Raw genomic sequence first — 19250 nt, forward strand, 5'->3', positions numbered from 1 at the left:
GCCGGGCGGATCGCCGACACCTGGCCGGCCGCGGCGGAGGTGTTCGCGTACTTCAACAACGACCCCGGTGGCGCGGCCGTCCGTGACGCCCTGGCCTTCACCCGGCTCACGGGCGGCGACGGCGGCAAGGGCGGCGACGGAAACAGCGATTAGTCGCCAACTCACCTTGCGGTCTTGTCAGTTCGGCGTGACCTCCCAACAATGCGCATGACAACCGAAGGATCTTCGGTTGCACGCCGTCAGAGGGGAACCCCCACATGAACAAGCCTCTCGCCAGTGCCGTGCTGTCCGTGCTCCTGACCGGAGCAGCGGTGGCCCCGGCCGTGGCCGCACCGCAGCAGGAGCAGCAGAAGGCCGCACCCGCCGTCGCGGTCACCTACGCGGGCACGGTCGCGCTCAGCAACTGCTCCGGCTCGGTCGTGCGCGCCCCCGGCTCCCAGCCGAACGACCCCGCCCTGGTGCTGTCCAACGGCCACTGCCTGGAGACCGGCTTCCCGGCCGCGGGCGAGGTCGTCAAGGACCGGGCCTCCAGCCGCAGCTTCTCGCTGCTGAACTCGGCCGGCACCCGGGTCGCGACGCTGCGCGCCAGCAAGATCGCGTACGCCACCATGACCGACACGGACGTCTCGCTCTACCAGCTCACCAGCACCTACGCGCAGATCCAGAGCCGCTACGGGATCACCGCCCTCACCCTCGACGACGCCCACCCGGTCAAGGGCACCGCCATCAAGGTCGTCTCCGGCTACTGGAAGCGCACCTACAGCTGCACCATCGACGGGTTCGCCTACCGCCTCAAGGAGGGCGAGTGGACCTGGAAGGACTCGGTCCGCTACACCTCCTCGTGCAACACCATCGGCGGCACCTCGGGCTCGCCCGTGATCGACACGACCACCGGCAAGGTGGTCGCCGTCAACAACACGGGCAACGAGGACGGCGGGCGCTGCACGGACAACAACCCCTGCGAGGTCGACGAGGCCGGCAACGTGACGGTCCGCCAGGGCATCAACTACGCCCAGCAGACCTACACCCTCGTTCCCTGCATAGCCCCCGGCAACGTGATCGACCTCAACCGCCCGGGCTGCACCCTGCCCAGGCCGTGACCCCCGCGGCCCGCCGCCACGCACCCGATCCCGTGGCGGCGGGCCGCCCTCTGGCGGTGGGGGCGGGGCTCGGGCAGCATCGCCGGTGTCCGAACGCACCGGCGATCCAGAGGAGTTCACCCGTCATGCGTACTGCGCCCCGTCTGCGCTCCGCCGCCACCGCCACCGCCACCGCCCTGGCCCTCGCCGCGACCGCCCTGGTCGCCGGCGCCACCGAGGCCGGGGCCGCCACGACCGTGACCAAGATCAGCCATGCCACGGCGACCTCGATGTTCCGCCAGGTCGGCATCACCTGGTCCTCGTCCGGCGGCTGTTCGGACCGCAACAACCCCACCTGCACCTCGTTCGACCAGCTCAACCTGGCCACCGCCCAGGGCGCCCAGACCCTCAAGCGGGCCAGCGGCTGCGCCCTGAACATCACCGGAGGCACCGAGACCGGCCACGCGGGCGGCACCTACTCGCACTGGAACGGCTACAAGCTCGACTTCGCCAAGGGCTCCTGCCTCACCACCTACGTCAAGAACACCTTCACCTACATCGGCCTGCGCGGTGACGGCGCCCCGCAGTGGCGCTCCGGCTCCGGCAACGTCTACGCCGACGAGGGCAACCACTGGGACGTCGTCTACTACAACTGCGGCGGCTGCTGACCCCCCGCGGGGGGAGTGCGCGGGCGCGAGGGGGCGCACGCGGCGGCGTGTGCGCCAGATCCCCCGAACGAGGTGGCACCGGCATGCACAAACCCCGGTTCTTTCGGCTTGGCTGGACGTTGAGAGACCTGCTTGTTGTTTTCTCCGGCTGCCGGGGACGTAGGGGGGCAGGCATGCCGAAGGGGGAGCCACCAACTTTGACCGGGAAGGATTCGCGTCGCCGTGGATCTCGTCGAGAACGCCGCCCTCGTGCTGATAGCGACCACCTCCGCCCGTCCGCAGGAGCCTGACGGGCCGTCGCTGTCGCTGTCGCATCCGGTCGCCCCCCGCGGCGGCCTGGGGATCACGAGCCGTGGGGGAGCGCATGAGTGAAGGAGAGTTCGACCCGTCCGGGGACAAGACGGTGTCCAGCGAACTGGCCGGCGTACTGCCCGTGGACTTCCTGGCGTTCCACTCCCAGCACCACCGCGTGTACCTGCACTACGCCCACCTGCAACTGGGGACCCGCCGGGTCGCCGTCGACGTGGTCGACGACGTGTTCACCTTCCTGCTCAAGGTCTGGCCGCAGGTCCTGCGCCAGGAGAGCCTGCACGGGTTCGCCTGGGCGGTGCTCCGCGAGCACGTCGAACGGCGCCTGGCGGTCCTGGACCGGCCGCACGCCATGGTGGAGACGGCCTGGTTCGCGGCCCTGCGCCGCACCTCGCGCAAACGGCTGGAGCTGCTGGAGTCCAAGCTCGGCCTCTACGCGGCGATCGCCGAACTGCCGGAACGGCACTACGACGTCATGCTGCTGACGTTCCTGGCAGGCCTTGAGGGCGAGATGGTGGCGCAGCTCATGGGCATCGCGCCCGCCACGGTCCGCTCGCACATCCGCACCGCACGCCGGGTCCTGGCCCGGAGGATCGGGCTGGAGTGGGTACCCGGAGAGGAGAAGGAGCAGTGAGCGACACGATGCGCAATCGCGACGCCGTGTCCATGGATGTGGGCGAGGCCCTGAAGGACGCGGAGGTCCTCACCGATGAGTACGCAGGTTTCGACGAGTACGCGGCCCGCCGCCGGATCGCCCGCCGGGTGGTGGCGGACCGGGCCCGCAGTGTCGCCGCTCGCCCGACACCACCGACCGTCCCCGCGCAGTGCCCTCTTACGGCCGCGGCCGACCGCCAGCTGATGCTCGACGCGGCCTGTCACGTACGGGCCGCCCGCTGCCTGGACGCGCTGGCCCAGGTACTCGTCGACAGCCGGGAGTTCGCCGGGCGCGCCCTGGCCGACGAGAACTGGCCGCACGGTCAGGAGGCGGCCCTGCTGTTCGGCTGCCTCCTGCACCTCGGCGGCCGGACGGAAGGCGCCCAGTTCTGGCTGCAGTACGCGGCCGGGGCCGGCTCGCACACCGCGGCCCGGGCCCTGTACCTGCTCCACCTGACCCGTGCCGAGGTCGCCACCGCCCGGCACTGGAACCGACAGGCGGCGCACCTGACCCCCGAGGAGGACCTGCCCCTGCTGCCGGCCATCCCCGACGACCTGGAGGACGCCCTCGACGCCGGGGTCATCTGGACCTCGCCGCCCATCACCACCCAGGACCTCACCCGGATCAGCACGCCACCGCCGCGGGACCCGCGGACCCACCGGAAACTGCCGGCCGCCCTCAAACGGGCCGTCAACGCCCTGGTGCCGGTGGAACACGTCGACCTGGGGGAGGTGTACCCCACCACCGCGCCGCTCGCACTGGCCCTGGCGCGCCACGCCCGGCTGGACCGTCCCCACGGGACGCCGCAGCCGGAGCGCCGGCCCGCGGCGCGCCTGCTGCTGCCCGGCCCGGGGCGCGGCCGCCGCGGCCCCCAGGGCCAGCCGCCACCGGCCGCGCTGGCCTCCGTCCACCGCGCCCTGCGGGTCCTGGAGGTCATCCACCGGTACTCGGGCGGGGTCAGCCTGGCCCAGATCGCCCGCGAGACGGGACTGCCCCAGCTGGTCCTGGCCCGGGTCACCGACCAGCTCGTGCGGACCGACCTCGCCGAGCCGGCCGGCCCGGGCGCGTACGTCGTCGGGTCCGCGCTACGGCTGGCCGACCGGGCCGTGGGGGAGGAACTGGGGCAGCTGCGCCAGACCCTCGCCTGTGTTCGGGACGCCGTCGGGGCCGCCGTGTACGTGGCCCGCTACCAGGACGGGGAGGTCAACATCACCCAGTACGCGGACAGTCCGGCCGCGCCGGTCGTGGACGAGTGGGTGGACTTCCGGGCCGCCGCGCACGCCTCCGCGGTGGGCAAGGCCCTGCTGACCCAGCTGGACCACGGGGCCCGCCGGGACCATCTGTTCCGGCACAAGGCGGTCCGGTTCACCGCGCACACCCTCGGCACCGAGCAGGACCTGTTCCGGCAGCTCGACGCCCACCGCCCCGGCACCGCCCTGTACGACCTCCAGGAGTACGCCCTGGGCACCGTCTGTGCGGCCGTACCGATCACGCGGGGTCCCAACGCCGAGTGCGTGGCCCTGTCGTTGCCCGACCCGGACCCGTGGCGCCTGCGCAAGGCGGCCAGAATCCTGCAGAGCGAGGCGGCCGCCGTGCTCCTCGCCCTGCTCGTGACGGGAAGTTCCCCGGCCGTCCTGACGGCGGCCGGCTAGGAACGACCGGACCGGCCGGGTTGCCCACGACGTCAGTCGTTGATGCAGAGGTTGCCGGCCGCCGGGTTGACCAGGCCGATGATGTTGACGCTGTTGCCGCAGAGGTTCAACTGGGCGTGGATCGGGACCTGCACCACGTTGCCGGACAGGACGCCGGGGGAGCCCACGGCCACGCCCTCGGCAGTGGCGTCGGCGACAGCCGTGCCCGCGGCGCCGGCCAGGGCCAGTCCGGTGGCGGCCAGGGCCAGAGCCGCATTCTTGAGCAGACGGGACATCGTCAGTTCTCCTCCACGCTGGTCCTGCGGCACCCACGTGCGGCGCCGCACGGGCCGGTACGTCCGGCCCGCACCTACTCTTCGGCGCTCGCCTCCGCAATCCCGAGGTTTGAACGCCGTAATCCCCCGAAAGGGCGACCGCGGGGCCGCCGACCGCCGCAGCTCGCCCACGCCGCGGGGGGCCGGCCGGGGGAGGACGGGCCCTAGGCGGAGGTCACGTCCGGGTAGAGGCCCAGGTAGTGGAAGGCGCCCGACCCGGCCCGGAAGAGGTGGGCGGTGCGGTTGCCCGTCAGCACCCGGGTCGTGGCGTCGAAGGCGAGCGGCTTGGCCAGCCCCTGGTACGTCGTCCGGAAGACCCGGCGGGACAGGCCGCCCCGCTCGCGGGACTCCTGGTCCAGCCCGGCCAGCGCGGTGGCCAGCAGACCCACCGCGTCGTACGCCTCGGCCGCCCAGCGCGCGGGCGGTTCCCCGTACGCCGCCCGGTGGGCGGAGACGAACCCGGCGGCGGCCGGCACCGCCAGCGGATCGCCGTAGAAGCTGCTGAACAGCCAGCCCTCCGACGCCGGCCCGGCCGCCGTCAGGAACGCGGGCTCCATGGCCTGCTGGACGCCCATCCGCGGGCCCTGGAACCCGGCCTCGGCCAGGGCCCGGGCGAAGCGGCCCGCGCGCTCCGGCGAGGTCCCGGCGAAAACGACCGCCTCGGCCTGCGCCCCGACCAGGGCGCGGGCCGCGGCGGCGAAGTCGGAGCCCCCGGCCGGCATCCGGTGGACCGTCACCGTGCCCTGGGCGGGCGGGGACTGCTCCAGCGCCCGGGTCACCTGCCAGGCGGACCCGGCGTCCGGGCCGTCCTCCACGACCCCGGTGCGCCGGGCGGGCCGGACCCGGGTGAGGTAGTGGAGCATCGGCAGCACGAGCTGGCTGGCGGACGGAGCGGTGCCGCACAGCGTCCGCCAGTCGCTCAGCCAGTCCGGGGTGGGCACCGAGACCAGTACCTGCGTGAGGTCCGCCGCCGTGCAACGCGCGGCCACCGCGGTCACGGCCGTCTCCAGGGTGGGCCCGACGAGCGCGAACAGCCCGGGCTCGGCGGCCAGTTGCCCGGCTGTCTGCTCGGCCCGGGCGGAGTCGCCGCCGTCGTCCGCGACCCGCAGCGCCAGCCGGAACGGGACGTCCTCGCGGGCGTTGTGCGCGTCCATGGCCAGCCGCATGCCCCGCTCGTGCGCCTGCCCGACCGCCCGGCCGGGCCCGCTCAGGTCGGCCTGGAGCGCGAACGTCAGCGTGGGCAGCGGGCCCCGCTCGGCCGGCGGGCCCGCACCCCCGCCGGTCCCGCGCAGGGCGAACCAGGCCCCGGGCGCGCCCACGGCGAGCAGCGCCGCCCCGCCCGTGAGCAGCCGCCGCCGCGGCAGGCCCCGCGGCGCCGGCGCCGCGGTGTCGACCCGGGTGGGCTCGGCCACCGGCAGTTCCAGGGCCCGGGTGGAGCGCTCCGCGATCAGCCGGGCCAGCGGCCCCGGCAGCCAGTCCGCGCCCTGGGCGGGCCCGAGCAGCGCGCCGAGCGCCTCGGGCGTCGGACGTCCGGCCGGGTCCTTGACCAGGCAGGCCGAGACGGCGCCGAGGAGTTCGGCGGGGAGCGCGTCGAGCACGGGCTCGTCGTGCACCGTGCGGAACACCACCGCGGCCGGGTGCCCGCCGCCGAAGGGGCCCCGGCCGGTCGCGGCGTACGCCAGGACGCACCCCAGCGAGAACACGTCGCCCGCCGGTCCCGGCACCGGGCCCCCGGGACGGGCCTGTTCGGGCGGCAGGTAGCCGGGCGTACCGACCACGGCGTCCACCGCGGTCAGGGTCGGCGCGCCGGCCGCCCGGGCGATGCCGAAGTCGATCAGCCGGGGCCCGTCCGGGGCCAGCAGCACGTTGCCGGGCTTGACGTCACGGTGCACCAGCCCCGCGGCGTGGACCTCGGCCAGCGCCTGCGCCAGCCGCACGCCCAGCGTGCGGACCGCCGCGACCGGCAGGGGACCGTACCCGCCCACCGCCTCCGACAGCGCGGGCCCGGGCACGAACGGCGTGGCCAGCCACGGCTCCGGCGCCTCCGGGTCCGCGGCGACCACGGGCACCACCCAGCGGCCCGACAGCCCCCCGGCGGCCTCCGCCTCCCGCCGGAACCGGGCCCGGAACGCCGGATCGGCCGCGTGGTCGGCGCGGATCACCTTGACGGCCACCAGCGCGCCGGCGGGCGAGCGGCCGAGGTAGACCGTGCCCATGCCGCCCGAGCCGAGCCGCCCGAGCAGCCGGTGCCCGCCGACGACGGAGGGATCCGCAGGAAGGAGAGGACGCACTCTTGCTCCGCCCTCAGCCCGTCGTGGCCGGTCCCACGTACCGGATCCGGCCGCCCTGGACCCGGTGGGCGAAGAACGGCAGCCCCTTGATGTTGCGTCCGTCGTCGAAGGAGTACTGCTTGGTCAGCCCGCGGTACGAGGCCTGGCCCAGCGCGGTCAGCAGGTCCGCCCGGCTCGGCCGGCCCCCGCCGCGGGCCGCGGCCGCCAGCCGGTCGGCGACCAGCCCGGCCACGTCGTAGGCCTCCGCCGTCCACACCTCCGGGTCCGATCCGTACGCCGCCCGGTGCGCCCGGGCCACCTCGGCGACCTCCGGCGCGTCGGGCCCGGTGTACGGGGCGACGAGGTACCAGCCCTCGGCGGCCGGACCGGCGGCGGTCAGGAACTCCGCACCGACCGTGGTGTAGTCGGCGAGCCGCGCCCCCTGGTAGCCGGAGGCCGTCAGCCGCCGGGCGACCTGGGCCGCGCCGGCGGGGGTCCCCGCGTAGAAGAAGCCGTCGACGCCGTGGCCGAGCACGTCCGCCACGACCGGGGAGAGGTCCTGGACGCCGCGCGGCACCACCCGGGAGTAGACGGTGGCGTCGGGCATGACCAGGTTCAGGGTCCGGTTCAGGTGGACGACGGCCTGCCAGCCGTCGGTGTCGCCGCCGCGGTCGCACAGCGCCCCGATCCGCCGTGCGCCCAGGTGTCCGGTCAGCAGGACGTTGCCCGCCGAGGTCTGGGCCGCGGACAGCGGACAGCACTGGAAGAAGCTGCGCTGGTCGCCCAGGCCGAAGGTCATGCCGCCCGCCGAGACGGTCAGCAGCGGCAGGGCCGCCTCCGCGTACGGCGTCAGACAGGGCCCCACCGAGAGGTTCCCGGTGGGGCCGACGACCGCGAGCACGTCCCGGTTGCCGATGAGCGAGGTCGCGGCGCCGACCGCGCGGTCGGGGTCCCCGGCGTCGTCGGCGGTGACCACGCTCAGCGTGAACGGCTTGTCCTGGCGGGCGTTGAAGGCCGCGACCGCCAGCCGCACCCCGCGCTCCTGGGCCTGCCCGAGGGCCTTCTGCGGCCCGGACAGGTCGGCCTGTACGCCGATCACCCAGGCACGCTCGGCGGGCCCGGCGGCGGCCTCGGCCCGGCCGTCCCCGCGCCGGGCCGCCCAGGCGGCGATCCCGCCGCCGGCCGCCAGCAGGGCTCCGCCGGAGGCGACCGCCAGGAACCGCCGGCGCGAGGGTCGGGCCCGCCCCGCCGGGTCCGCGGGCGCGGGCGTGGCCGCCGGGTCGGCGACGGTCTCGTCGATGCCGGGCTGCGCCAGCAGGGCCGCGGCCCGCTCGGCGACGGTCGCCACCACCGGGTCGGGCAGCCAGTCGACCCCCTCCCCGGGCCCGTCCTCCCCGAGGGCCTCGGCCAGCTCGCGGACATCGGGCCGGATGTCGGGGTGCTTGGCCAGGCAGGTCCGCAGCAGCGCGGTCAGGGCGGGATCGGCGAGCACCTGCGGGCCGAACTCGGGCTCGTCGTGGACGGTCCGGTAGAGCACGGCGTCCACGGCGCCGGTGCCGAACGGCAGCACCCCGGTGGCGGCATGGGCGAGCAGACAGCCCAGCGAGAACACGTCCCCGGCGGGCTCGGCGGGCCGGCCCGACGCCTGCTCGGGCGCCAGGAAGCCGGGCGTGCCGATGACGACGTCCGTGGAGGTCAGCGCGGTGTGCTCGCCGCCGCGCGCGATCCCGAAGTCGATCAGCCGCGGCCCGTCCATGCCGAGCAGCACGTTGGCGGGCTTGACGTCCCGGTGGACCAGCCCCTGGTCGTGCATCACGCCCAGCGCCCCGGCCAGGGCCCGGCCGAGGACGCGTACGGCGCCCAGCGGGAGGGGACCGTGGGTGGCGACGGCCTCGGCCAGGGAGGGGCCGGCGACGAAGGCGGTGGCGAGCCAGGGCTCGGCCGCTTCCGGGTCGGCCCCCAGGACGCGGACGGCCCAGGGGCTGTCCACCTGCGCGGCGATCGCGGCCTCCCGGCGGAACCGGGCGCGGAAGTCCGCCTCGTCGGCGTACTCGGCGCGGATCACCTTGACGGCGGCCAGCGCCCCGTCGTCGGTCCGGCCCAGGTAGACCACGCCCATGCCGCCGGAGCCGAGGCGGCCGAGCAGGCGGTAGGCGGCGATCCGGGACGGGTCCGAGGGCAGCAACGGCTCCATCAGGGCGCCTCCTTCGCCAGCGCCTTGCGGGCCTTGAACGTCATCTCGCTGGTGCCCTTGACGATGAGCGAGGTGAGCTCCTTGTCCGGGAAGCCCGCCGCCCCCTTGCCGGCCACCGCCAGGGTGACCGGCCCGACCTGGGACTGCGACCAGGTGTAGGGGCCGGTGGTGCCGTCCTGCTCGTTGACGTACTCGCCGGACTCGGCGAAGGCGTCCTCGGTCCAGACGTTGCCCTGCTGGCCGAAGTAGTCGCTGTTGCCCCAGATCTTCCTCAGCCGTTCGTCGGCGGTGAGCTGCTGATCGGGGCAGCGCAGGACCTCTTCCATGGCCCGCGCGGTCTCCCAGCCGGACCCCGCGCGGTCGTGGTGCACCGTCACCGTGACGTCGAGGCGCACCGTGCCGTGGCCGTCGCCGGCCGGGATGCGGAAGTGACGGGTGGTGGTGGCCAGTACGTCCGCGGGCAGGGCGTCGGTCTGCCAGACGCAGTTCCGGTCGAGGACCGGCCAGCGGCGTGGATCGCTCTCGAAGGGCGTGGCACGCCTCGCCTGCGGACCGAACACCCCCTCGTCGAGCATGACCCGCCCGAGCAGGTCGCGGGCTTCGGCGGCGGTGCGCGGCTGCTTCGCCTCGTCCAGCTCGGTCACGAGCTGCGAACCCGACGCGGACGGGCCGGGCCCCGGGGAGCCGCTCCCCGTGCCGGCCGGCGCGGGGCGGGCCGCCCCGGAGGGGACCTGCGAAGGTTCGGCCGTGCGGGCCGCTGCGGACGCGCCCGACCCGCCGGCCGGTGCGTCCGTTCCACCGGACGAGCAGCCGGTGAGCACGAGCAGTCCCGCCAGGGCGCAGCCGTAGGCGCGCGGCGCGAGACACCGTCGATGATCCCCAGGTCCCCCCACGGGGTGATCGTACCCCGCGTCCGACCTGCGCAACGGGCGTACGGTGGACGGGATTTCGACCGTCCGCGCACCGCCGTCCGGTGCTCCGTGCCGACGCCCTGGAGCGGAATCCGTACGGCCGTTTTTTGGACTGCTGCGACCATCCTCAATACGATCCGCCGATGATCACTAGAAAACGGCTGGCGGCCGGGGTGTGCGGTCTGCTCGCCGCCCTCACCGTCGGACTCTCCCCGACGACCGCCGCGGCCGGTGAGCCGACGGCGAAGGAACCGCCCAAGGTCGAGCTGGTGCTCGACGTCAGCGGCTCGATGCGTGCCACGGACATCGACGGCAAGTCCCGGATGGCCGCGGCGAAGCAGGCGTTCAACGAGGTCATCGACGCGGTGCCGGACGACGTACGGCTCGGCATCCGCACCCTCGGCGCCACCTACCCCGGTGACGACCGCCAGCTCGGCTGCAAGGACACCAAGCAGCTCTACCCGGTCGGCACGCTCAACCGGACCGAGGCCAAGACTGCCGTCGCCACCCTCGCGCCGACCGGGTGGACCCCGATCGGCCCGGCCCTGCTCGCCGCCGCCGACGACCTGGGCGGCGGCAACGCCACCCGGCGCATCGTGCTCATCACCGACGGCGAGGACACCTGCGCCCCGCTCGACCCCTGCGAAGTGGCCCGGGACATCGCGTCCAAGGGCATACACCTCGTCATCGACACCCTCGGCCTGGTCCCCGACGCCAAGACCCGCGAGCAGCTGACGTGCATCGCCGAGGCCACCGGCGGCACCTACACCTCGGTCCAGCACACCGACCAACTGTCCGGCCGCGTACGGCAGCTCGTCGACCGCGCCGCCGACCCGGTGGTCAACCCGGTGGCCACCCAGGGCACCGGGCAGTGCGAGGGCGCCCCGAAGCTGGCGCCCGGGCTCTACAGCGACCGTGAGGCGTTCGGCGAGCACCGCTGGTACCAGGTGGCCGTCAAGCCCGGCCAGGAACTGCGTGCTTCGGTCAGCATCGCCGCCGACCGCGCCGTCAACAACGACTACGGGGTGCTGCTGCGCGCCACCACCCGGCACGGCCGCGAGATCGTCCGCGGCTCCGAGGCCGGCAACGGCCGCACCGACGTCATCTCCTCGGGCCTGCGCTACCCCAAGGCCGCCGGCGACGGGGACGAGGACAAGGCCGGCGGAGCCGGCGACGCCACCGAGATCGTCTGCCTCCAGGTCAGCAACTCCTTCTCGGCCCCGCCCGGCGTCAAGACCACGCCCGGCATGCCCGTGGAGCTGACGGTCGACGTGGTCGACGGTCCCGACGGGGCCTCCGACGTCGCCGCCTTCGGCCTGGGCCGCGGCTGGTGGCTGCTGCTCGTGCTGACGCTCACCGGTCTGCTGGCGGGCCTGGTGTGGGGCTGGATCTCGCGCTGGCGCATCTCTGTCTGGAGGACCAACTGATGCGGGCCGTACGCATACTGACCACCGTCCTGCTGGCCGGTGCCACCGCGCTCACCCTTGCGGGCCCAGCCGCCGCGGACACCCCCTCGGCGAGCCCGGGCGACGGCAAGGGCAAGGACAAGGCAAAGACCACGGCGGACGCGGCGCCGACCGAGGCGGGCACGAGCTTCCGCACCGCCGCCCCGTTCCGGCCGGGCCAGCGCGCCACCGCCTCCGCCTCCACCGGTGACTACCTGTACTGGGTGCTGCCGCTGGACTCCGGGCAGCGGGCCACCGTCAAGGCCTCCGTGACGCTGCCCGAGGCAGCCTCCCGGCACGGCTCGGCGACCTGGCAGCTCGACGTCTACGACGGCCTGCGCCGGCGCCAGCCCTGCACGTACGGCGCCCAGACGGTGTCCGCCGGCCAGGGCGCGGCCGCGGTCGAGCTGAGCTGCACGCTGCGCACGGTCCGGCCCGGCGCCGAGACCTGGTCCGACGACCCGCTCCCGGGCAGCTACTACGTCCGGCTGACCGTCGTCGGCCTGCCCAAGGAGGACCTCGGCCAGCCGGTCAAGGCGGCCGTCGAGGCCGACGTCAAGGAGACGGGCGGCGCCTACGGGACCGACGGCGCGCTCGGGGCGCCGCTGGTGTCCGCAGCCGCCCAGGCCCGCGAGGGCTCGCTGCGCGAGCCCGAGGACGGCTGGTCGGGCGGCCGCTGGTCCGACCGCTGGCTGTGGACCGCCGCCGGGGGAGTCCTGGCCGCCCTCGCCGGTGTCCTCGGCCACTCCCTCACCCGGGGCTCGGGCCGCCCGCGGTCGTAACGCCCCGGGCCCGGCGCACCACCCGCGCACCCCGCCGCACCCGCACGCCGTACGCCGCCCCGACCGGGCCGGCGTACGGCGTGCGGTGGTTCCGGCCCTCCCGCGTGTCCGAACCCTCCCGCGTCCGGTGCTGCCCTACGCCCGCTCGAAGTTGTGGATGTGGCCCACGGTCGTGAACCCGTGCCGCGCGTACCAGTGCCGCGGCCAGTCGTGCGCATCGGCGATCAGGAACCGGACGGGGAGGTCCCCGGCCAGGTGCAGGGCCGTGTGCAGCACCGCCGTGGCGTACCCCTGGCCGAGGTGGGCCTCGGCGGTGACCAGGTCCTCGATCTGGGCGATGCCCGCGTCCGGCTCGGTGTACAGGTCCGCCCACGAGGCGACCGCCCCGGCCGGGGTGCGGGCGGCGACGAAGCGCACGCCGTGCGCGCCCCGCAGCCGGGCCTCGCGGCGGTCCACGAGCTGGCGGATCTCCTCCTCGGTCGCGACCGGCACGAACCGCCGCCAGCTCGTGGCGAGCGCCTCGCGCAGCTCCGCCAGCGGGACGGCCGCGGCCGCCGCCGCGGCCGGCGGGACCGGCGCCCCGTGGACCATGACGAGGTAGGTGTGGTGGGTGTAGCCGGCGGCCTCCAGGTACGGGGCGCAGGCCCGGCCCGTCCCGTCGTCGAGCACGGTGACCATGCGGTACGGCAGGTGGGCGAGCGCCCGGTCCAGCCGGCCGGGCAGCGCGGCCACGTCGGCCGGCCCGAGCGGACCCTCGACGAACGCCTGGTTGTTCGCCCGCGAGCGGGAGTACGTGTCGTCGAGCGCGACGAAGCCACCGGGCAGCTCGACCGTGCGCGTGGCCTGCCGGCGGGCGAATCCGGAGAGGAACGGGGTGATGGCGGTGCGGGACATGGGCCGAGCCTAAGCGGCACGGCGCCACCCGGTCGTCCGGTTTTCCCCGGTCCGCCAGCAGGGGCCGGGCCCCGCGAACTCCGCCACACCGAACGCGCCATGAGGCGCACACCGCGCGCCCACGCACGGTCCGTGACAGGATGCACGTCTGATGTGTGCGGAGAGTGAGGAGTGTGTCATGCTCGAACGCCGGCCGGACCAGCAGCCCGCCCCGGTGGGCGCCGTCGGTGACTTCACCGACTGGTCCCCCGACGTCCACCCGCTCAGGGCCCGGATCGACGGAACGCGCACCACCGCAGCCCCTCACCCCGACGGCGCCACGGCCGCGCACGGCTATCTGGCCGCCGGGGACTACTGGTTCAGCGCCACCTGACGGAGCCGCCCCGGCCGACGGTTCCCGGCCATTTCCGACCCTGCCCCGGGGATCCGGCGTGTCGCACGGCAAGCCGCTGGGACGATCGCCGTGCGGTCGCGCGGTGCGGCCGTTCGCGGTGGCCGTCCGGGGCCAGGGGCAGGGGAGTTGGGGCATGAAGAGGTTCGGCGTCCTCGTGGCGGTCGCGGTGCTGGCGTGCGGTACGGCGACCACCGGGAGCGCCCGGGCGAGCGAGAGCGCGCCGTCGTCCGGCAGTTGTCCGACCGCGGAGATCTTCGCCACCGACAACACGGCGATCATCACCGACCCGGCCGATCCCCGGCTGAGGACCCGGCTGACCCGCTTCGACCGGGAGGTGCGCAGCACCATCCGCAGCCACGGCGCCCGGCCGGGAGCCTCCACCCTGCTGGACGGGGTGTTCTGGTCCGCCGAGCTCCAGCGGGCCACCTACGAGCGCTCGCGCGCGTTCGACGTGAACCGGGTGAGCGCGCAGGACCTGCACCACATCGCCGACGTGATCCGCAAGCAATACCGACAGGAGGCGGTCCTCACCTTCCGCTGCCTGCCGCGCGACGCCCCGGACACCGATGCCGTCGAGATCCGGGCGGACGGGGTCGACGCCACCCGGCTGCACGACGCCCTCGTGGCCGACCCGGAGGCGCGCGAGCGGCTCGGCGGGGGCTCCGTGACCCTCGACGAGCAGCTCGTCCTGGTCGCCCCGCTCGCCGACCTGCCGCTCGCCCGGCGCTTCGCCGAGAACCTGGGCGTGGACTGGGAGGACGCCGAGATCCGCTACGGCGACGAGGAGTTCGTCGGCTGACCGCCCGGATCCCCGGACCGCCCGGACGGCCGCGTGCGCGGGCGCGTACGGCGGCGTGGGCCGGACGGGTCCGGGGCGCGCGCCCGCGGAGTGTTGGGGGGAGGGCGGTGCGCGCCGTCGCGCATAGTGCCGTAGGACCCGTCGGACCCGTACGGCCCTGCCGCCGTGCGCCGCGAACGGAGCGAGATGGCGGAGATGTCGACGCAGGACGTGTACGGGGCGCCCTGCTGGGTGAGCCTGATGACACGCGACCTCGCCGGCGCCCAGCGCTTCTACGGCGCCGTGCTCGGCTGGACCTTCCGGCCGACCCGGCTCGGCGAGGCGTTCCGGGTGGCCGAACTGGACGGGGTGCCCGTCGCCGGGGTCGGCGCCCTGGCCGGGGACCTGTCACTGGCGGTGTCGTGGACGCCGTACTTCGCGGTGGAGGACGTGGAGGTGGCGGTCTCCCGGATCCGGGAGCGCACCGGCACGGTCGCGGTCGGCCCGGTCTCCTTCGAACGGGCCGGGCGCGGCGCGCTGGCCGCCGACCCGCAGGGCGCCGTGTTCGGCGTGTGGGAGGGCCGGATCCTGTCCGACTGGCGGATCGGCCGGGGGCGGGCCCCGGCCTGGCTGGAGCTGCGCACCCGGGACGCGTTCCAGGCGGCCGTCTTCTACGGGGAGGTCCTGGACTGGGCGAGCGGCCGGCCCGGCTGCTGCGAGGCCTCCTACGAGAACGACCAGGTGGTGCTCCGCCGGGACGGGGAGACGCTGGCCCGGCTGGACAGCGGCCCGGTGGAGGAGGCCGCCGCCGAACCGGTGCGCCGGCCGCGCTGGCACGTCCACTTCCAGGTGCCCGACCTCGGCGCGGCGGTGGACGCCGCCCTCGCCCTGGGCGGGACCGTGGTGCGGGCCGCCGACCCGGACGACCCCGAGGGATCGGTGACCCTGCGGGACGCCGAGGGCGGGCTGTTCGACCTCGACGCCGCCGGGACGTGACCGGGTCCGGAACGCGGTCGTCCACCGTGCCGGCCGCCTGATGCAGGGGGCCTGACGACGCGCTCACGACTGTTCGGCCGGCACCAGCCCCTCGGCCGCGAGTCCGGCCAGTACCGCCCCGCCCAGGGCCTGGACGGCCGACTGCGGGCGGACCATGACCGTGATCTCCTTGATCAGTCCGTCCTCGGTGAAGTGCAGCAGGTCCAGGCCGTGCACCTGCCGGCCGGAGACGGTCACCCGGAACGGCAGGACCGCCGAGGGGGCCTCCTTGCCGTCCGCGCTCGTCTCGCACGTGCCGTCGTACCGGCCGATGTAGCGGATGTCCTCGAACAGGCGCACCAGCACCCCGAACAGACCCATGACCATGGCCTTGCCCTCGAACGGCCGGAACTTCACCGGGCTGTAGAGCCGGACGTCCTCGGTCAGCAGCTCCGCCAGGGCGGCCAGGTCACGCGAGTCGACCGCGGCACGGAAACGGTCGGCGGGGGTGGGCTCGGCCATGGTTCCTCCATAGTCATCGATGTGAATAGTCAGATCCTTGACTATGATGGCCGTGCTCGGGACGGAACGGAAGGGGTGGCCCGATGGCATTGCGGCACGCCGTCCTCGCGGCGCTCCTCGACCGCGAACTCAGCGGCTACCAGCTGGCCAAGGCCTTCGACCTCGGCGTCGCGAACTTCTGGCACGCACTGCCCCAGCAGGTCTACGCCGAGCTGACCCGGCTGGAGCAGGACGGGCTGATCGCCGGCCGGGACGTGGTCCAGGACACCCGGCCCACCAAACGGCTCTTCCACGTGACCGACGCGGGGCTCGCCGCACTCGACCGGTTCGCGGCGGCCGGCTCCAAGGCGTCCTTCCTGCGGGACGACCTGGTCGTCAAGGTGCAGGCGGCCGACCACGTCGACGCCGGCCCGCTGATCGAGCAGCTCACCGAACGCGCCGCCCACGCCCGGGCCAAGCTGGAGCACTTCGAGGAACTGCTGCGCACCATGCGCGGCGACCGCACCGAGGAGGAGTTCCTGCGCCACGGCGAGCGCATCGGCCCCTATCTGACCTGCCTCGGCGGGATCGCCTTCGAGCAGGGCAACCGTGACTGGTGCGAGCGCACGCTCGCCGTGCTGGAGGAGAGGCAGGCCCGCCGTGCCCGGTCCTGACGGCCACCCCCCGATCCTGCGGTACGTCGCCCTGGGCGACAGCCAGACCGAGGGGGTCGGCGACGGCGACGACACCGCCGGACTGCGCGGCTGGGCCGACCGGCTCGCCGAGCACCTCGCCCGCCGGGAACCGGGCCTGACCTACGCCAACCTCGCCGTCCGCGGCCGGCGCGCACCCGAGGTCCACGCCGAGCAGCTCGCCCCCGCCCTCGCCCTGCGGCCCGACCTCGCCACCGTCGTCGCCGGGGTCAACGACCTGCTGCGGCCGGGGTTCGACCTGGACGAGACCGCCGGGCACCTGGAGGCGATGTTCGCCGCGCTCACCGGACGGGGCGTACGCGTCGCCACGCTCACCTTCCCCGACCCGGGCCGGCTCGTCCCGCTCGCCCGCCCGCTGGCCCCCCGGGTGGACGCCCTCAACGCCCGCATCCGGCAGGCCGCGGACCGCCACGGCGTCGTCGTCGCGGACACCGCCCCGCACGCCGTCGTGTCGGACCCCCGGCTGTGGAGCGCGGACCGGCTGCACGCCGGTCCGCTCGGCCACCAGCGGATCGCCGACGCCGTCGCCCACGCCCTGGCCCTGCCCGGCAGCGACGACTCCTGGACCCGGCCACTGCTCGGCCCCGCCGCGCCGCCCGGGCGGGCCACGGCCGTCGTCCGGGAACTGCGGTGGGCCGCCGCCTTCCTCGGCCCCTGGCTGGTGCGCCGCCTGCGCGGGACCTCCTCCGGCGACGGCCGCACCGCCAAACGGCCCCGGCTCCTGCCCGTGTCGATCACGGGGGACTGAGGAGCCGGCCGCATCCGGAAGCCGGATCCAGGGCCGGTCCGACCCTGGTCCGGAAGCGACGGCCTAGCGCCGCCGGCCCGGCGCCTCCGCCCGCCACAGGAGCTGCTCGCCGGCCATGACGACCGCGTCGCCCGACGGACGCACCAGCAGCCGGGCCTGCGGGTGCCCTGCGGTCCCCGAGGACCAGACCGTCCCGCCGGAGGCGGACCGGACGGTGAGCTCGCCGTCCGCGGAGAAGTACGCGTCCGCGCCCTTGCCCGTGGTCCCGGACGTCCACAGCGCCCGGCCCTGGTCGTCCTGGAGCACCAGGTCCCCGTCGGCGTCGAACAGCAGCCGCACCGCGCCCGCGTCGAGGACGTCCCCGGCCTTGAGCACGGTGCCGCGGTGCACCTCGATCGCCGTGTCCAGCTTCCCCGCCGCCAGCGCGCGCAGCGTCGGGAGCGAGGGCGTGAAGGCGTAGACCGCCCCCTCGGTCCGCACGAACTGCTGGAACGACAGCGCGGTGGCCCGGCCGCCGCCGTCCGAGGGCGACTCGAAGGTGGCCGGCGAGGCGGGCCCGATCACCGGGTCGCACCCGGTCATCGGGTGCCGGGCCGGAGGGAAGTCCCGTTCGTTGGTCCACCGCTTGACCACGAACTCGAACTGCTCGACCAGGTCCGCCTGATGGCTGACGAAGACCAGCCCGCGCGGCGAGCCGTCGTCGCTGCCGCCGTCGACCACGCCGCGCGCGTCGCGCCGCAGCGGCGGACCGAAGGGAATGCCACGGCGGATGATGCGCCGGGCGTCGAGGTCGGAGGCGGGCAGCGGCGGCCGGCCCGGAGCCGGGGCGAGCCCGGCCCGCGGGTTGCTCTTGCGGATGTGCGCGAACAGCGGGGTGGTCCAGCCGTCGGGGTCGTCGTGGAAGTCCAGCGGACCGTCGGCGTCCTCCCCGGGCAGCGGGATCCGCTCGGCGGCCGGGCAGGTGGCCACCGGGGCGCCCCCGGGCCACCGGCCCACCATCCGGGCGGCGAGCCACTTGGCGTCGGCGTCGGCCGGGGCCGCGCCGGACCGCTTGAGCCGGTCCAGGCACTCCCCGAGCTGCTCCCACCAGCCCGCGACGTCCTGGGCCAGCCGCCGTACGACGTGGAACGAACCGCCCGTGGCCCACGCCGGCAGCCCGGCGGGCCGTCGGCCCACCCGCTCCTGGCCGACCAGGAACTCCCCGGCCGGCACCAGCCGGGTCCCCGGCTTGCCCAGCACGGTCGCGTCGGACTTCGGGTCCGGCCGGTCGAAGCCCCGTACACCCGGCTGGCTGATCGCGTCCAGGAAGCCGAAGTGCTCGTGCCCGCGCAGCTTGTCCGGCAGCGTGGCCCCGTCCTGCCGGAACAGCACCCTGGCCTCCGCCCGGCCCAGCGCCTGCCCGTGCCGGTCGATCGCGTCGGCGAGCTGCCGGGCGTCGTCCCCGGCCAGCGTGAGCACGGCGTGGACGTCGTCCTCGGAGGCCCCGAACAGCCAGCCGTCGGGGGCGCTCGGACCGGTGTCGCCGAGGGCCTCCGCCCGGCCCGCCGCGCCCTCGGCGAAGGCCTCGGCGGTGCTGCCCGGGCGTACGGCGGGGAAGGGGTCCCGGTCGGCGAGCAGGGCGAGCCCCGGGTGGGTCAGGCTGATGCCGGCCCACAGCACGGACATGCTGCTGGGGTCCACGCCCTTGCGCAGCCGGCGGGCCGCGCTGAACCGGGTGTTGAACCGGGCGACCTGATCGGTCGTGGCGAGCTCGGGCAGCAGCGCGCCGAGCCAGCGCCGCGCCTTGCCGGCATGCCGGAAGTGGAGGAACAGCAGACAGGCATGGTCCTTGCGGAAGCCCGCGAGGATGTCGCCCTGGGTGGAGGTGTCACGCCGCAGGGGCAGTTCGGCCGTCGCCGGAGGAGGTCCCGCGCAGGCGGCGCACCAGCCAGGGGCCGAGGAAGGCGGCGGCCCACCGCAGTTCCCGGA

Annotated in this window: 19 protein-coding genes; 12 read left to right on the plus strand and 7 right to left on the minus strand. The window is 75.1% G+C overall.

The annotated features are described in order from the left end of the window. The first annotated feature begins 257 nt into the window (after positions 1-257). From EF918_RS19155 to EF918_RS38275, 5 genes are all read left to right on the plus strand, one after another. Positions 258-1100: a serine protease gene (locus EF918_RS19155; RefSeq protein WP_125647724.1), complete on the plus strand. Its 843-nt coding sequence runs from the start codon at positions 258-260 to the stop codon at positions 1098-1100. A gap of 125 nt (positions 1101-1225) precedes the next feature. After that, positions 1226-1747: a hypothetical protein gene (locus tag EF918_RS19160; RefSeq protein ID WP_125647727.1), complete on the plus strand. Its 522-nt coding sequence runs from the start codon at positions 1226-1228 to the stop codon at positions 1745-1747. A 222-nt stretch (positions 1748-1969) separates the two neighbouring features. Beyond that, positions 1970-2119, plus strand: coding sequence for a hypothetical protein (locus EF918_RS37070; RefSeq protein ID WP_185921818.1), 150 nt, complete (start codon positions 1970-1972; stop codon positions 2117-2119). Next, positions 2112-2690 carry an RNA polymerase sigma factor gene (locus tag EF918_RS19165; RefSeq protein ID WP_260610358.1) on the plus strand — a complete coding sequence of 193 codons (579 nt, stop codon included), beginning with the start codon at positions 2112-2114 and terminating at the stop codon, positions 2688-2690. The genes EF918_RS37070 and EF918_RS19165 overlap by 8 nt, the downstream gene beginning before the upstream one ends. 917 nt (positions 2691-3607) lie before the next feature. Continuing rightward, positions 3608-4363 (plus strand): IclR family transcriptional regulator C-terminal domain-containing protein, encoded by a 756-nt coding sequence (locus tag EF918_RS38275; protein WP_260610360.1) that lies wholly within the window; start codon positions 3608-3610, stop codon positions 4361-4363. Positions 4364-4395: 32 nt separating this feature from the next. On the opposite strand, the gene EF918_RS19175 is transcribed toward EF918_RS38275, so the two are convergent. From EF918_RS19175 to EF918_RS19190, 4 genes are all read right to left on the minus strand, one after another. Continuing rightward, positions 4396-4638, minus strand: coding sequence for a chaplin (locus tag EF918_RS19175; RefSeq protein ID WP_125647733.1), 243 nt, complete (start codon positions 4636-4638; stop codon positions 4396-4398). Between the two features lie 203 nt (positions 4639-4841). Continuing rightward, complete coding sequence (locus EF918_RS19180) at positions 4842-6968, minus strand: bifunctional serine/threonine-protein kinase/ABC transporter substrate-binding protein (RefSeq protein WP_125647736.1); 2127 nt, start codon at positions 6966-6968, stop codon at positions 4842-4844. A gap of 13 nt (positions 6969-6981) precedes the next feature. Then, a complete protein-coding gene (locus EF918_RS19185) occupies positions 6982-9141 on the minus strand; it encodes a bifunctional serine/threonine-protein kinase/ABC transporter substrate-binding protein (protein ID WP_125647739.1) in 2160 nt (719 codons plus the stop codon). Further along, positions 9141-9785 (minus strand): hypothetical protein, encoded by a 645-nt coding sequence (locus EF918_RS19190; protein WP_125647742.1) that lies wholly within the window; start codon positions 9783-9785, stop codon positions 9141-9143. Before EF918_RS19190 ends, EF918_RS19185 begins: the two co-directional genes overlap by 1 nt. A gap of 410 nt (positions 9786-10195) precedes the next feature. Between EF918_RS19190 and EF918_RS19195 the strand changes: the two genes are divergently transcribed. Further along, entirely contained in the window at positions 10196-11479 is a 1284-nt protein-coding gene (locus tag EF918_RS19195) for a VWA domain-containing protein (RefSeq protein ID WP_125647745.1), read from the plus strand. Then, the gene (locus EF918_RS19200; RefSeq protein WP_125647748.1) at positions 11479-12279 is read left to right on the plus strand and encodes a hypothetical protein; all 801 of its coding nucleotides are present in this window, start codon (positions 11479-11481) and stop codon (positions 12277-12279) included. The genes EF918_RS19195 and EF918_RS19200 overlap by 1 nt, the downstream gene beginning before the upstream one ends. Positions 12280-12414: 135 nt before the next feature. Here the strand turns inward: EF918_RS19200 and EF918_RS19205 are convergent, their stop codons facing one another. Next, positions 12415-13173: a GNAT family N-acetyltransferase gene (locus tag EF918_RS19205; protein WP_125647751.1), complete on the minus strand. Its 759-nt coding sequence runs from the start codon at positions 13171-13173 to the stop codon at positions 12415-12417. Positions 13174-13351: 178 nt separating this feature from the next. Here EF918_RS19205 and EF918_RS19210 point away from each other — a divergent pair, with 178 nt between their 5' ends. The 3 genes from EF918_RS19210 to EF918_RS19220 all read left to right on the plus strand — a co-directional run bounded on the left by EF918_RS19210 (position 13352) and on the right by EF918_RS19220 (position 15341). Continuing rightward, complete coding sequence (locus tag EF918_RS19210) at positions 13352-13546, plus strand: hypothetical protein (protein ID WP_125647754.1); 195 nt, start codon at positions 13352-13354, stop codon at positions 13544-13546. 154 nt (positions 13547-13700) lie between these two features. Then, positions 13701-14366, plus strand: a complete 666-nt coding sequence (locus EF918_RS19215) for a hypothetical protein (RefSeq protein ID WP_125647757.1) — start codon at positions 13701-13703, stop codon at positions 14364-14366. A gap of 195 nt (positions 14367-14561) precedes the next feature. Then, complete coding sequence (locus EF918_RS19220; RefSeq protein ID WP_260610359.1) at positions 14562-15341, plus strand: VOC family protein; 780 nt, start codon at positions 14562-14564, stop codon at positions 15339-15341. Positions 15342-15404: 63 nt separating this feature from the next. Here EF918_RS19220 and EF918_RS19225 read toward each other — a convergent pair whose 3' ends face one another. Continuing rightward, complete coding sequence (locus EF918_RS19225; RefSeq protein ID WP_125647762.1) at positions 15405-15842, minus strand: nuclear transport factor 2 family protein; 438 nt, start codon at positions 15840-15842, stop codon at positions 15405-15407. 83 nt (positions 15843-15925) lie between these two features. On the opposite strand from EF918_RS19225, the gene EF918_RS19230 reads away from it, so the two are divergent. Then, entirely contained in the window at positions 15926-16495 is a 570-nt protein-coding gene (locus EF918_RS19230) for a PadR family transcriptional regulator (protein ID WP_125647765.1), read from the plus strand. Next, positions 16482-17282 carry an SGNH/GDSL hydrolase family protein gene (locus EF918_RS19235; RefSeq protein ID WP_125647768.1) on the plus strand — a complete coding sequence of 267 codons (801 nt, stop codon included), beginning with the start codon at positions 16482-16484 and terminating at the stop codon, positions 17280-17282. Before EF918_RS19230 ends, EF918_RS19235 begins: the two co-directional genes overlap by 14 nt. 63 nt (positions 17283-17345) lie before the next feature. Here EF918_RS19235 and EF918_RS19240 read toward each other — a convergent pair whose 3' ends face one another. After that, entirely contained in the window at positions 17346-19166 is a 1821-nt protein-coding gene (locus EF918_RS19240; RefSeq protein ID WP_260610361.1) for a peroxidase, read from the minus strand. Between the last annotated feature and the right edge of the window lie 84 nt (positions 19167-19250).

The organism is Streptomyces sp. WAC06614, assembly GCF_003949795.1.
Lineage (GTDB): Bacteria > Actinomycetota > Actinomycetes > Streptomycetales > Streptomycetaceae > Streptomyces.